The organism is Streptomyces sp. NPDC058872 (assembly GCF_042743065.1).
Taxonomy (GTDB): Bacteria; Actinomycetota; Actinomycetes; order Streptomycetales; family Streptomycetaceae; genus Streptomyces.
On sequence record NZ_JBHYMK010000052.1, the window covers coordinates 22,378 to 36,188 of the forward strand.

The 13,811-nt window shown below is 70.3% G+C and carries 11 protein-coding genes and 2 pseudogenes; 6 read left to right on the forward strand and 7 right to left on the reverse strand.

The window, feature by feature from the left end; translation table 11 throughout:
- The first annotated feature begins 10 nt into the window (after positions 1-10).
- Positions 11-1,132 carry an AAA family ATPase gene (locus tag ACFW22_RS27350; protein ID WP_386409403.1) on the forward strand — a complete coding sequence of 374 codons (1,122 nt, stop codon included), beginning with the start codon at positions 11-13 and terminating at the stop codon, positions 1,130-1,132.
- Entirely contained in the window at positions 1,129-4,068 is a 2,940-nt protein-coding gene (locus ACFW22_RS27355) for a hypothetical protein (protein WP_386409405.1), read from the forward strand. The genes ACFW22_RS27350 and ACFW22_RS27355 overlap by 4 nt, the downstream gene beginning before the upstream one ends.
- A 64-nt stretch (positions 4,069-4,132) precedes the next feature.
- On the opposite strand, the gene ACFW22_RS27360 is transcribed toward ACFW22_RS27355, so the two are convergent.
- From ACFW22_RS27360 to ACFW22_RS27375, 4 genes and pseudogenes are all read right to left on the reverse strand, one after another.
- Positions 4,133-4,372, reverse strand: a complete 240-nt coding sequence (locus tag ACFW22_RS27360; protein ID WP_386409459.1) for an integrase core domain-containing protein — start codon at positions 4,370-4,372, stop codon at positions 4,133-4,135.
- A pseudogene (locus ACFW22_RS27365) lies at positions 4,346-4,924 on the reverse strand (transposase); the annotation flags it as partial. The pseudogene ACFW22_RS27365 and the gene ACFW22_RS27360, both read right to left, overlap by 27 nt.
- A 163-nt stretch (positions 4,925-5,087) precedes the next feature.
- A complete protein-coding gene (locus ACFW22_RS27370) occupies positions 5,088-5,930 on the reverse strand; it encodes an alpha/beta fold hydrolase (RefSeq protein ID WP_386409407.1) in 843 nt (280 codons plus the stop codon).
- A gap of 225 nt (positions 5,931-6,155) precedes the next feature.
- Entirely contained in the window at positions 6,156-6,332 is a 177-nt protein-coding gene (locus ACFW22_RS27375) for a hypothetical protein (protein ID WP_386409409.1), read from the reverse strand.
- Positions 6,333-6,648: 316 nt separating this feature from the next.
- On the opposite strand from ACFW22_RS27375, the gene ACFW22_RS27380 reads away from it, so the two are divergent.
- Positions 6,649-7,989: a DUF4241 domain-containing protein gene (locus ACFW22_RS27380; RefSeq protein ID WP_386409411.1), complete on the forward strand. Its 1,341-nt coding sequence runs from the start codon at positions 6,649-6,651 to the stop codon at positions 7,987-7,989.
- Between the two features lie 33 nt (positions 7,990-8,022).
- Here ACFW22_RS27380 and ACFW22_RS27385 read toward each other — a convergent pair.
- From ACFW22_RS27385 to ACFW22_RS27395, 3 genes and pseudogenes are all read right to left on the reverse strand, one after another.
- Positions 8,023-8,250 (reverse strand): annotated as a pseudogene (locus ACFW22_RS27385) (IS5/IS1182 family transposase); the annotation flags it as partial.
- Positions 8,251-8,322: 72 nt separating this feature from the next.
- The gene (locus ACFW22_RS27390; protein WP_386409413.1) at positions 8,323-9,000 is read right to left on the reverse strand and encodes a response regulator transcription factor; all 678 of its coding nucleotides are present in this window, start codon (positions 8,998-9,000) and stop codon (positions 8,323-8,325) included.
- The gene (locus ACFW22_RS27395; RefSeq protein ID WP_386409415.1) at positions 8,997-10,250 is read right to left on the reverse strand and encodes a sensor histidine kinase; all 1,254 of its coding nucleotides are present in this window, start codon (positions 10,248-10,250) and stop codon (positions 8,997-8,999) included. The genes ACFW22_RS27390 and ACFW22_RS27395 overlap by 4 nt, the downstream gene beginning before the upstream one ends.
- 124 nt (positions 10,251-10,374) lie before the next feature.
- On the opposite strand from ACFW22_RS27395, the gene ACFW22_RS27400 reads away from it, so the two are divergent.
- Genes ACFW22_RS27400 through ACFW22_RS27410 form a run of 3 tightly spaced genes read left to right on the forward strand, consistent with a single transcriptional unit; the run spans position 10,375 to position 13,696 of the window.
- Positions 10,375-11,322: an ABC transporter ATP-binding protein gene (locus ACFW22_RS27400; RefSeq protein ID WP_386409417.1), complete on the forward strand. Its 948-nt coding sequence runs from the start codon at positions 10,375-10,377 to the stop codon at positions 11,320-11,322.
- Positions 11,319-12,863, forward strand: a complete 1,545-nt coding sequence (locus ACFW22_RS27405; protein WP_386409419.1) for a hypothetical protein — start codon at positions 11,319-11,321, stop codon at positions 12,861-12,863. The genes ACFW22_RS27400 and ACFW22_RS27405 overlap by 4 nt, the downstream gene beginning before the upstream one ends.
- Positions 12,860-13,696, forward strand: a complete 837-nt coding sequence (locus ACFW22_RS27410) for an ABC transporter permease subunit (protein ID WP_386409421.1) — start codon at positions 12,860-12,862, stop codon at positions 13,694-13,696. The genes ACFW22_RS27405 and ACFW22_RS27410 overlap by 4 nt, the downstream gene beginning before the upstream one ends.
- The last annotated feature ends 115 nt before the right edge of the window (positions 13,697-13,811 follow it).

Here is a 13,811-nt window from a genome sequence, read left to right on the forward strand (position 1 = left end):
GGCACCGCACATGTCCGACCTGCTCCGCGCCCCCGCCGAGATCAAGTACGCCGAGGAACTCGACTGGCTCGAGTCCATCGACGACGGCCCCAAGCCCTTCTCCTGGCGGCTGTCACCGAAGATGGTCCGCCTGTTCGTCCTCGGCTCCGAACGCGCCGACGGGCTGGACCGCGAGGTGGCGCAGAAGTGGTTCGGCGACCGCAGCTTCGTCGAGCGTTCCATCGTCACCCTCGCCTCCGACCGTGGTCTGCTGCTCATCGGAGACCCCGGCACCGGCAAGAGCTGGCTCGCCGAGCTCCTCGCCGCCGCGATCAGCCGCAACTCCACCCAGGTGGTCCAGGGAACCGCGGGCACGACCGAGGACCACATCAAGTACTCGTGGAACGTGTCGATGGTCATCTCCAAGGGCCAGTCCCGGGAGTCGATGATTCCGTCACCGATCATGACCGCGATGGAGACCGGCACCATCGGCCGCTTCGAGGAGTTGACCCGCTCCACCAGCGACGTGCAGGACGCGCTCATCTCGATCCTCTCCGAGAAGTACATCTCGGTACCCGAACTCGACGGCGCCGACGGCGAGAACATCGTCTTCGCGAAGCCCGGGTTCTCGGTCATCGCCACGGCCAACAGCCGTGACCGCGGCGTCAACGACCTCTCCTCCGCGCTCAAGCGCCGCTTCAACTTCGTCCGCATCCCGGTCGTGACGAACAAGAAGAGCGAGGCGGAGATCGTCCGCTTCCGCACCGAGGAACTCCTCCGCCGCCACGCCATCGAACTGGACGTGCCGCCGACGCTCCTCGACGTCCTCCTCCAGAGCTTCGCCGACCTGAGGGCCTCCGCCGCCGCGGCCGGCAGTGACGACGAGAAGTTGGAGTCCGCCCTCTCGACCGCCGAGCAGATCGGAGTCCTGGAGGACTCGATCCTGCACAGCAACTTCTTCGGCGAGCGCACCCTGACCGCCCGCGCCCTCGCCTCCTCACTGGTCGGCACGCTCGCCCGACGAGAGCCGGAGGACCTCGCCATCCTCAACAAGTACTTGCACGGAGTCGTCGAGCCGCGAGGCAAGGAAGAGGGCGGTTCCTGGGTCGAGTTCCTCGAGGGCGGCCGCGAAGCGATCGCGAAGCTGTCATGACCGGAACCCCCTTCGCCGAGCTGCGCGGACAACTGCAGCACGCCGCGGCCGAGTTCGCCAGCGGTACCGATGCCCTGGAAGGCATCCTCATCGGCATGGTCGACGACGTCGACCGCGCCGTGGCGGAGCCGCTGGAGATCTTCCCCGTCTGCCACCACTCACCGGCCTCCGCCCTCGCCATGGCCCGCCGACTGCGCGAGAAACAACCCAAGGTCGTCTACCTCGAACTCTGCGAGGACATGACGCCGCTCCTGACCGAACTCCGCAACTGCCGGCTTCCGGTTGCCGTACAGGCCTTCGCGAGTGACATCGACGGCTTTCCGCCCGACTGGGCACCCCTGTCCGTCGTCGCCCCGATCACCGAGGCATCGGCCGAGTACCAGGCCATCTCCTACGCCCTCGACACCCCCGGGGTGGAACTGGTCCTCGTCGACCGCTCCTCCGACCACGTCTTCCAGTGGGACGCGCGCCACGATCAGGCCGAGACCCCGGCCCAGGAGGATGACGGCCCCGAGGCCGCGCTCCACGGAGAAGCGGTCGGCATCGAGATCGGAGACCTGCGACCGCGCTTCGCCGAGCTGGAAGAGCACCTGCTGCGCCACGGCAAGGTGCGGCACTGGTCGGAGTGGTGGCACCAGTACGTCGAGGTCCCGCTCGGTGACAGCGACCACGACACCTACCGCCAGGTCATGTTCCTCATCGGCAGCCTGTTCCGGCGACTCGCCCCGGGCGCCGGCGACCGCGTCCGCGTCGACGAGGACCGCGAGCGCTACATGTGGACCCGCATGCGCGAGCACCTCACTGCGACCGGCACCGATCCGGCGGATTGCCTGTACGTCTGCGGAGCCTTCCACGCGGCCAGCCGGGTGGAGGAGTTCGGAGTGCACGGGAGCGACGGCTTCGACGTCTCCCCGCGCACGGCCACGACCTGGCAGTACGGACTGATTCCCTCCAGCAACAGCGCCATCGAGGCCCAGTTCGGGCTTGCCTCCGGTTCCGTGTCGATCGCCGCAACGCAGTGGACGAAGAACCTGAAGCGCACCGGTGTGCAGCCGTACCGCTTGGAAGGCCAGACGGGGAGGAAGAAGACGGCGGCGAAGAGGGCGGCGACGAAGTCCGTCGTCCCCCTCGCCGGCCGGCCGGCCGGCGATCGGCTCACTGGCTTCCTCCGCCTACCACCGGTCCTCGACACCCTCGACGAGGCCGAACTGCTCGGCTGGTCGGTCGAGATCGTCCGCGCCGCCCGCCGCAACGGCTACCTCGCTTCCACGGCCGATGCGATCGCCGTCTTCGAGACCTCCCTCCTGCTCGCAGGGATGCGGGACCGGGCCAAGCCCACCCCGTACGACTTCCAGGACGCGGCGGTCACCTGCATCGAGAAGGACAGCGTGCCCGGGCGCCGGGACGTGCACCGCCTCGTCGAGATCATGATGGGCGGCGATCGGATCGGCCAGGTCGGCTACGAAGCCCTCCCACCCCTCGCCCGTGACGTCCACGACCGCCTGGCGCCCCTGGGGCTGAACCTCCAGCAGCGCGGGGTGCGGCGGGCCCTGCTCGACATGACCTCCCGACCGGAGCTGCGCGCCTGTTCGGACGTCCTGTGGATGCTGCGACGCCTGATGCCGCACGGTGCCGCACGGCCGGTCATGGGGGAGCGGCGGCTCGGTGGGCAGTCGATCCAGGAGTCATGGGACCTGGCTCTCGGCACCCACCAGCGAGCCCTCATCGAACTCGGCTACGAAGGCGTGAGCCTCGAACAGGTCTTGGAGCAGCGCCTGCGGCGCAGCGCGTACGCACCGCAGGCGACGACCGCCGAGGCCCTCGCGGCCGTGGAGGACGCCATCCTGTACTTGGGCGGTCGACGCCTGGCCGACGAGCTCGGCACCCGTGCCCTCGACGTCCTGGCGGGGGAGCGCACGGTCGACGGGGCACCTGAGGTGCTGCGCCGGGCACGCGGGCTCCTTGCGTACTACCGCACCAGCGAGCCGGTGCTGCCGCCCTGGATCGAGTCCTTCGTCCGCACCGGATACGCCCACTACTGCACCCTGCTGCCGATGGCGTTCCGCGACGAGGACGCGACGGTCGGACAAGTGGCGGCCATGCTCGGCTTCCTGTTCAGCATGGAGGGCCTGGCGCTCTCCCTGGGGTGTGACAGGGCACAGCTGGAGCTGGCCGTGGCCCAGTCCCATCCACAGGACCCCGCGAAGACGGCGCTGCTGTGGGCGGCACAGGTGCAGCTGGGCACGCTCACCCGCGACGAGCTGCGCGCACGCTGTGACGAGCTGCTCGCCAACCCCCTGGTGGTGCCCTCCTACCCGCGCTACCTCAGTGGTTTCGTCCACGCCCTGGAGCCGGTACCGGGTCTTGCGGACGTGGTGGTGGAGGCCGTGTCGAACGCCTTCGGGCGCCTCCCCGACGACGTTCTGCTGCCGTGGCTCCCCGTTCTCATCACGACCCTCCGCTCGCATGCCGCCGGCCTCGCTCCGCTGCTGGTCCGGGAGGCGGGACGGACCTTCCCGGCCCGGCTCGAGGAGCTGGACACCTGGGTGCCGCCCTGGAGCCAACGGCAAGCAGCCCTTCCGCAGCGCCTCCCCGCAGCGGCCGGCGCAGCGGGTGCGGCTCTCCTTCCCGCCCATCCGGATGCTTGTGATGCGTGGGCGGTGTTGTTGGGCTGTGAGGAGGGGTGGAGCACGACGAGCTCCTCCGGGGGGACCCGGGGTGCGGTGCTCCTCTCCGCCCATCCGGATGCTTGTGATGCGTGGGCGGTGTTGTTGGGCTGTGAGGAGGGGTGGAGCACGACGAGCTCCTCCGGGGGGACCCGGGGTGCGGTGCTCCTCTCCACCCACCCGGCCGCCGGCGACGCCTTCGCTGAGCTGCTCGCCCCCCTGTCGACAGCCGGAGTCGGCTGCACGGGTGACGGGAGGCGGATGCACTGAGCGCCCGTGTCCGAGCCGTCCACGGCAGAGTGGCGCTGGCGGCTCAGCGGATCATGCTGGCAAGTCACTTGCTGAGCGGGGCATGGATCGGATCACCGGCACGACTGAGCTGCCCCGAGCTCCCTAGAGATCCAGTGATCTTGGTTTGGACGGACTGCGGGGTTTGTTCCTGGATTCGCCAGAAGGCTTGCCCGTACTCGGCGGGCGGAACGTAGTCGAGCGCGGAGTGGAGGCGTTCTTCGTTGTACCGGGTGATCCACTGGAAGATCGTCCGCTCGACCTGCCCCTGGCCGCGTTCCTCCAGGGCGGACCGCAACTTCGGGTTGCCGTCGTAGACCTTGTCGCCGGCGACCCAGTCGACACGGTGCCCGGAGTCGAGGAACCGTTCGATCATCGTGCGGGCCGGCTCGGGTTTGGTCGCGAGGACGGTGTACTTGCCGAGCCCTGCTGCCTGGCAGCGGTCCGGGTCGCACGTCCAGGAGCGTGGGACGTGTAGCTCCCGGTCCACAGCCGCGTGTCCGCGCTCGCCCGCTTAGACGGGGTACACCGCGACCTGGGAGTTCTCGACCCTGCCTGCGGTACCGGTGTACTGGCGCTGGACGGCGACGGTATGGGTGCCCTTCTTCACGTCGTCGGTCTCGTCGACGACCGGCACCGCGGCATCGTGGCGGATGGCACCGGCGTTCCAGGAGGTTTGGTGCAGCAGGTGCTGCATCCTGTACGGGCGGGCCTCTCCTGCCCACTCCGCGATCGTTCAGCAGTTCTTGCCCGGCAGGTCTGACAGCGGCCCCAGCACCAACCGCCCGATCCGGCGCCGCGGTTCGAATCGAGCGACCCGCCCCACGATCCGGCCCATGACCTCCTCGAACGCCTCCCGCCAGCGAGTGGAATCCATGCTGTGACCTGCGGCCACCGTCTCATCGTTGGTCCGCGCAACTCACGATGATCAACGGTGGCCGCACTGGACTCCACCAGCGGGATCACGATCGACAGATGCCGCACTCGGACTGTGCGGAGTACTAGCGTGTGAACGGCCCGTTAGCCCCCTCGCCCCTCAGCACCTGCCGCAGCGTCTCAGCGAACTCCTTGGGCTGCCCGAGGAAGCCGCCGTGGTCACCGGGGAACTCGACCGGCGATGTGCCGAGCAGTTCGGCCAGTGCCGTGGAGGTCGGGTACGTGAGAAGGCCCGCTGAGGCAACGCCGACGCCGACGACGAGACGGGTCGCCCCGCCCGTCAGCGCGGAGATGTCAGGCACGTAGTGGGCGGTGCCCCGCAGCTCATGGGCGAAGAAACGGGCGCTGTTGGCCAGGTCCTGCTCCGACGGCTCCCCCGGCGGCGGGGTGGGGGCACCGTCCGCGCTGCCGCCGACGTCGAATCCGGCGTTGGCCATGAACTTCACCCACGCCGCCCCCACCCCCTCCCGGTGGAAGGTCTCGATGATGTCGTCGGTTGCGGCGCGCTGCTCGGCGACATCGGGGAGCAGCTCCAGCAGCGGAGGCTCATGCGCGACAAGCGTGCGTACCCGCCCAGGATGCCGCGCGACCAACGCGAGCCCCGTCACTGCACCACCGCTGCTGCCGAACACATCCGCGGACTCGGCTCCGAGGGCGTCCAGGAGAGCGACAACGTCATCCGCCCGCAATTCGGGCGTGGAGTCCTGCTCAGGGTCGTCGAGGATGCTGCCCGAGATGCCCCGCGGGTCGTGGGTGACGATGGTGTAGTCGCTCGCGAGCGCATCAGCCAGCGGTGCGAACTCCTGCGCGGCCATCGGCGCTCCCATAACGAGCAACAGCGGTCCCGCGCCGCGGACTTCGTAGCACAGGCGTGCGCCCGGGACGGTGAGGGTGCGGTTGGTGGTCATGGTGGTCGTCCTTCCCTGAGTGATCGTCCGCGATCGCGGTGACGGAAGGAGGACTCCCGCTGTCGGGAAAACTCATCGCCCGCTCGCTCACTCCCCTTGACCACCGCACAGGTTCGACGCCTCGCCGACAGGTCGGAGCCGCTAGCAACGATGCCGTCAACACGGTGCCCGCACAGCCACTACGAGCGTCGACCAGGGACGTGATCACGCTCTACAGCTGGAGTACTAGCCGGTGGCCGGGTAGTAGCCGCACTTGCAGGTGGTCAAGTTGGGCATGGCCTTGTCGTGGTCCTGGGCCACCGCTATGGCCTCGGCCAGATCGTTGTCGCTCAGGTGATAGATCTCGCAGGACCGTTCCTCGTCGTCATCCGAGTCCTCCAGCCACTTGCTGAACCACCCCACAGTTACCGCCTCTCCACCAGGCCACCGCCTCAGTGATCGTGGGGAAAGGCTGCCCGGCAGCTACTCCGGATACACGGCCGGGACGTACGGAGCTCCTTCGGATACGGCTTGGGCACGGTGGCACCTTTGCAGGCCGCTTCTCGGCAAGCCAGGTCAGGCGTTCCCCCATCCTGCAGCAGTCCCCAACTCGGGGTAGCTCACGACGGTCTGGGCACCTGAGCCGGCCGCCCGCCCGCCCCGTGGGGCCGTGTCACAGGCAGCGGCTACCTTGCAGCCCAGCACAGAACCAAGGCGGGTTACAGGAAGAGGAGCGGTCATGGTCGTCGAGGTGGGGTACGCGCAGGCGTGGGACCTGGAGGCCCGTGCGCCCTGGCGGCCGATATCCGCCGAGAAGGCCCGGGAGCGGGATGCCGCCGGGCTTTCGTACGTGGTGGTGTACCGGGAGACGGGCCGGGAGGCTCCGCTGGAGGTGCGGCTCGTCTCCTGGCGGGACCACTACGTCGGGCTGTGGGTCTACGACGCCCAAGGCCGCCGCACCTACGATCTGGACATGCGGCTGCTGGACGACCCGTCACGGCTGCTGCGCCGGTGCTCCGTCGGCTGGTACTACACGGGCCCGGAGATGGCGGAGTTCGACAAGGCGTGCCCGCGCATCACCGTGGACCTCCTCCCCGACGGGAGGGGCCGACGGACGGAGGAGCGGCAGGGGCAGGGCGGGGGTTCCTCCGTCACCTCGCCCGGACTCCGGGACGACGAACGCTGGATGGACCGCCCCGCCTTCGGGGAGTGGCCGCTGCTCTCGGCCCAGGTACACGGGCTCATGGAGCCGCCAGTCTTCGAGGCGGCTGAGGTGGTCGAGGCGGCAGAGCCGGGTGACGGAGACGTCCCCGCCACCTGCTGGCGTCCGCCGTGCCCCGCGCAGCCCGGGCCGATCAACGAGTTGTTCCGGCCCGGGGCGCGTGTGACCGACGGGTACCACCCCGAGATGACCGTCGTGGAGCCACGCCGGGTCGGCACCCTGCGTGTGCCCAGCGGGCTGCTGGCCGTCTCCGACCCTGACGTCGACCGCGGCGACGGGCCGCACATCACGGTCCCCGTCCCGCCCGGGGAGTACGCACTCGACGAGGCGCGGGTCCGCTTCAGCCATCAGTGCGAGTGGCGGAACGCTGAGGTCACGACCACGGAAACCACGGCCATCCGCCTGCTCATCAGCGAGACCCCCGCGGCGACCTGGGAGATGGCCCTCGGACCGGACGACGATCCCCGGCTGTTCATCGAGCAGCAGATAGCCGGCTTCGGCACTGATAGTGCCACCGGCTGCTTCGCCGACGCCGGGGCCTGGGAGCCGCTCGTCGCGCTCTTCGAGCGGGGGCTGATCCAGGGGGAGCCGGACCTGGACGGGTACGAGGACATCGACGACGACTCCCTGTTCATGCAGCGCACCTGGGACGGGGCTTCCGGCGGCGAGCTCATGACCTTCGCGACGACCGGGGACGGTACCTACCCGGTGTGGGTCGGCCGCTCCGGGGCCGGTGAGGTGACCGGCGTCGTGGTGCTGGTGGAGGCGATGCCCGAGCTGCTCCCGGAACAGGACGGAACCCCCACCGCCGCGGTTGTGCAGGCAGGGCCTGAGAGCGTGGGGGCCTCGTCGGGGTAGGGGCGGAAACCGTTCAGGGAGCTTGCGTGCTGTGGTGATCCGGCGGGTCATGAGGGTGATGGCGGTCCAGGTGATCGGGGTTTCGGCCTGCTGGACGAGTCGTTCGTGGTCGCGTGGGTGTCGGCGGACCCGCATCATCCGGGGCCAGGTCCGTTCCACGACCCAGCGGCGGGCCAGGATGACGAATCCGGAGGTGTCCTTTGGGCGGCTGACGGCCTTGATCGTGAGACCGATGTGTTTCTTGGCCCAGGTCACGAGCTTGTCCATGTCGCGGTCGATCCGTTCTGAGCGCATGAGTCGCCAGCCGGTGGGTGGCCGGCGTCTGCCGGCTGCTCACGCGGGCGGGACGGCCGGTCCGACGATCCGGTACCCCACGCCGGGAGTGGTGGAGATGACCGGCGGATTGCCGAGCTTGCGGCGCAGGCGACTGATGGTCACCGTGACGGTGTTGGTGAACGGGTCCGCGTGCTCGTCCCAGACCTGTTCGAGCAGGTCCTCCGTGCTGAGGAAGGCCGGACTGGCATTCAGGAGGGCTTCGAGCACCGCGAATTCCTTGACGGACAGGTCAAGCGGATGGCCGTCGCGACTGACGGTGCGGCGCATCGGATCGAGTGCGATGCCCGCTGCGCCCAGCGTGCGGGACCGGGCGGCAGGGCGACGGCGGGCCAGGGCGCGGATGCGCAGGACGAGTTCGGGGAAGTGGAAGGGTTTGGTGAGGTAGTCGTCGGCTCCCAGGGCCAGGCCGCTGACGCGGTCGCCTGGTGAGCCGGCGGCGGTCAGCATCAGGACCATCACGCGCCCCTCCCGCTCGGTGGTCATCTGGCAGAGGACGTCGCCGTGGATGCCCGGCAGGTCGCGGTCGAGCACCATGACGTCGTACACATGGACGTCGAGCTTGGTCGCGGCTTCGACCCCGTCATGTGCCACGTCCACGGCCATGCCCTGGTCGCGCAGCCCTTCGGCGATGACTTCGGCGAGGGGGCGGGCGTCCTCGACCACCAAGACCCTCACCGTGCCGGTTCCGTCTCGGCGCCGGGGGCCTCCGCCGCCATCCTGCCGGCCGCACGGGGGAGGACGAGGGTGACGCGCAGCCCGCCGTCGGGGCGTGCGTGCAGGTCCAGGGCGCCGTGGTGGGCCCGGGCGATGGCCGCGACGATGGAGAGGCCGAGACCACTGCCCTGGTCGCTGCCGGTCCGGTCGGCGCCGTGGCGCCGAAAGGGTCGTGCGAGGTCCGCCACCCGCTGCTGGTCGAGGACCGGTCCGCTGGATTCGATGACGAGGGACACCGTGCCCGCGCCGTCCCCTTCGCCCCGTACCGCGACGCTGATCCAGCCGCCGGGGGCATTGTGCGTGATCGCGTTGTCGACCAGGTTCTCGACCATGCGACGCAGCAGCGTCCGACTGCCCCGTACGCACGCGGAGTCGTCGATCCGATCGTCGCGCACGGCCAGGCCCTTGGCCGTGACGTCCTCTGCCCGTCCGGCCAGGGAGTCCCGTGCGACTCGGCCGAGGGGAAGGTGCGCCGAGTCGGTGAAGTCACCGTGCCGGCTGCGAGCCAGGACGAGCAAACCCTCCAGCAGCCGGTCGACCCGGTCGAGTTCGGTGCGCATCCGGGCGGCCAGCGTGGCCGTCGTCTCGGACAGCGGGCCCGGCTTGGCGAGGGCCACGTCCAGGGAGGCCCGCATCGTGGTGAGCGGGGTGCGCAGCTCGTGGGAGGCGTTGGCGACGAACAGGCGTTGGGCGTCGAAGGAGTCTTCCAGACGGCCGAGCAGGTCGTCGATGGTGTCGGCGAGATCCTTCACCTCGTCGTCGGGGCCCCTGATGGCCAGGCGTTCGTGCAGGTTGTCGGCGGTGATCCGACGGGTAGCCACGGTCATCAGGTTCAGCGGGCGCAGCACCCGGCCGGCGACGAACCAGCCGAGGCCGACCGAGACCACCGCCATGACGCCGAGGGCGATGGCGGAACCGATCAGGACCCGCTGGGACTGGGTGTCGTGCGCCCGGGCCAGTTGCCGTTCCAACTCGCCGATGCGTTCCTGGACCTGCCCGGCCGTGGCGGGCTGATCGGTGCTGCCGTCGGGGGCGATCTGGCTGGAGCGCGATCCGCCGGACGACACCACGGCCGCGATGGCGAGGAGCGTCGTCCCCGACAGCAGGAACAGCATCACGTACAAGGCGGTGAACCGGGTGCGGGCAGTGCCGCGGTGGGGGCCGAGCCGGGACGTCAGGCCCGCAAGCCGTCGGGGTGGGTCCCATGTCATCCGTGTGCTCCCCTCTCGGTGCCGCCCCAGGACGTGTACCGGGCCAGACTAAGCGGGGACCCCTAACAGCGAGATGACAGTGGTCGTTCGGTTCCTGTAACCCGCTCCCCCACAGGGTGGGCCCATGAGCGATGAGAGTGCGAAAGCGACGATCGAGGTCATCGGTGTGCGCAAACGCTTCGGTCCGCGTCTGGCCCTGGACGGGATGACGTTCACCGTACGGTCCGGACGGGTGACCGGCTTCGTCGGACCGAACGGAGCGGGCAAGTCCACCACCATGCGCGTGATCCTGGGCCTCGATGCGGCCGAGGAGGGAAAGGCCCTGGTCGACGGGGTGCCGTACCGTACTTTGCGTCACCCCCTTCGGCACCTGGGGGCGCTGCTCGACGCGTCCGCGTTGCAACCGAGCCGCACCGCCCGCAACCACCTGCTGTGGTTGGCCCGCTCGCAGGGCCTGCCGACCCGGCGGGTGGACGAGGTCCTGGAACAGGCCGGCCTGGGTCCCGCGGCCCGGCGCAAGGCCGGCGGCTTTTCCCTGGGCATGCGTCAACGCTTGGGGATCGCGGCGGCGCTACTCGGTGACCCACCGGTCGTGATGTTGGACGAGCCGTTCAACGGCCTCGACCCCGATGGCATCGTGTGGATGCGCGGCTTCCTGTCGTCCTTGGCCCGGAAGGGTCGAGCCGTCCTGGTCTCCAGCCATCTGATGAGCGAACTCGAAGACACCGCGGACCACCTCGTGGTGATCGGCCGGGGGCGGGTCGTCGCGGATGCCAGTGTGTCCGAACTGCTCGCCGAGGCGTCCGGGGGCCGGGTCGTCCTGCGGACCCCCGAGCCCCCGCGTGCCGCCCAGGTCCTGCACGGCGCGGGCGCCACCGTTCTCGCCACCGGCTCCGACACCCTTGACGTCACGGGCCTGTCCGACGAAGAGGTCGTGGCCCTGCTCGCCCGGAACGAGGTGCCGTTCTCCCAGGTGTCCGCGTACCGGGCGACGCTTGAGGAGGCGTACATGGAGCTGACCCGGGACGCGGTGGAGTATCGGGGAGTTCCGGCGGGGGAGGGGACGCGATGACCCCGGTTCCCCCTGTCCGCCCCCCGGCCACGAGGAGCACCGGGCGGGGCAGGTCCTTCAGGACGCTGCGCGCCGAATGGACGAAGTTCCGCACGGTGCGCGGCTGGGTCCTCGCCATGGCGGGGGCGCTCCTGGCGACCGTCGCGGTCGGTCTGCTCGGCACGGCCGCCCCCGCCCCTGGCGGCGACTCCGCCCCGTATCCGCAGGGGCCCGGTGGCGAGGCGGTCAACGACAGCTTCTACTTCGTCCACAAGACGCTCACTGGTGACGGTGCCCTCACCGTTCCCCTGCGGTCGCTGACCGGTGTGACCGACACGGGGGCCGGCATGACGGTCCGGGGCGTCCAACCCTGGGCGAAGGCCGGGATCATCGTCAAGGAAAGCCTCGCCCAGGGGGCTCCGTACGCGGCCGTCATGGCCACCGGCGGCCACGGCGTGCGGATGCAGCACGACTACGTCCACGACACGGCGGGACCTTCCGGGGAGGTTTCCCCGCGCTGGCTGCGCCTGGTCCGCTCCGGTGACCTTCTCACCGGTTTCACCTCGGCCGATGGCTCCCACTGGACCGAGATCGGCGATGCGAAGTTGTCCGGACTCGCGCGCACCGTGCAGGCCGGGCTCTTCGCTACGTCACCGGAGGCGAAGCTGGACACGCCCGCGGGTGCGGGTTTCAGCCCCGCCGTGGCCGTCGGGGCCTTCGGCCGCCCCGCCCTCACCGGCGACTGGTCCCAAGGGGCGTGGCGCGGCACCCAGGTGGGTGGGGACGCGGGCACGTCCGGCAGTTACACGAACTCCATGGGGGCCGGCTTCGTCCAGACCGACGGCGGCGGTTTCACCGTGACCGGAGCCGGTGACATCGCACCGGTCGTCGGCGGGCCCGTCATGGGCGTCGGCTTTTCCGTCGAGAACTTCCTCGTCGGCACCTTCGCCGGGCTGATCGTGGTGATCGCCGTGGGCACGGTGTTCATCACCGGTGAGTACCGGAGCGGTCTGCTGCGCACGACCATGGCGGCAACTCCCCTGCGGGGCAGGGTACTCGGTGCCAAGGCGATGGTGGTCGGGAGCGTTGCGTTCGCCATCGGCCTGGTGGCCGCCGCGATCACCGTTCCCGTCGGGGAGAGCAGCGCACGGGGCAGGGGCTTCCACGTCTTTCCGGTCACGGCGGCGACCGAAGTGCGCGTCGTGCTCGGCACCGGCCTGCTCTGCGCGACCGCCGCCGTGCTCGCCCTCGGTGTCGGCGCCCTGGTGCGACGCAGCGGCACCGCGGTCGCCCTGGTCGTCGCGTCGATCGTGCTGCCCTTCCTGCTCGCCACCTCCGGCGTGTTGCCCCCGGGCGCCTCGGAGTGGCTGCTGCGGGTGACCCCGGCTGCGGGCTTCGCCGTCCAGCAGACCCTGCCGCGGTACGCGCAGGTGCTCAGCGTGTACGAGCCGTCGACCGGCTACTACCCGTTGGCACCGTGGGTCGGCCTCGCCGTGCCGTGCGGATACGCCGTGCTCGCCTTCGGCCTGGCCGTGGTGCGGCTGCGCGGGAGGGACGCATGATCCTCCGGGGCGGTACACCGGGCACGGAAACGGCGCACGGTGCGTGGTGGGGGCACTTCGGCGGCGCCCTGCGCGCCGAATGGACGAAGCTGCGCACCGCAGGGGAAACGGGCGGGTTGCTCCTCTGCGCCGTCGTGCTGACCGCGGCCGTCGGCGGCGGCGCCGCCAAGGCAGTGAAGTGCCCGGACGCGGGGTGCGGTCAGGACGCCGTGAAGCTCGCCCTGACCGGCGTCACCGTCGGGCAGGCGGCCATCGCCGTCTTCGCGGTGCTGGCCATCAGCGGTGAGTACGGCACCGGGACGATCCGCACCACGCTCATGGCGGTGCCGAACCGCCTCGCCGTCCTCAGCGCCAAGGCAACGGTCCTCACCGCGGTGGTCCTGGTCTCCGGGGCGGCTGCCGTTCTGTGTTCCCTGCTCCTCGGCCGTCACCTCCTGCCCGCCAACGGATTCACCGAGGCGCACGGCTATGCGCCGCTGTCCTTGGGGGACGGCCCGACCCTGCGAGCGGCCGTGGGCTCGGTCGTCTACCTCGTTCTGATCGCTCTGATCGGCCTCGGCGTGGCGACGGCGGTGCGGGAAGCGGCGACCGCCATCGGGATCGTGCTCGGGTTGCTCTACCTCTTCCCGGTCGTGATCCAGGTGGTCAACGATCCGGAGTGGCAGCGCCACCTCCAGCAGGTCTCGCCCATGGCAGCCGGACTCGCGGTCCAAGCCACCGTCCATCTCGAAGAGTTGCCCATCGGTCCGTGGAGCGGCCTGGGCGTGCTCGCGGGGTGGGCCGCGGCCGCGCTGTTGGTCGGTGGCCTGCTGCTGCACGGGCGCGACGCATAGCCGGAGCGAGCCCAGCGGCCCCGGACCCCGACGGCTCCGGGCACGGACCGACGAGCCGGAAGGCCGTGCGGTTCGTGCCCTCGCCGGTGGTGCTGAGCGGCGACGGGCGGCCGGT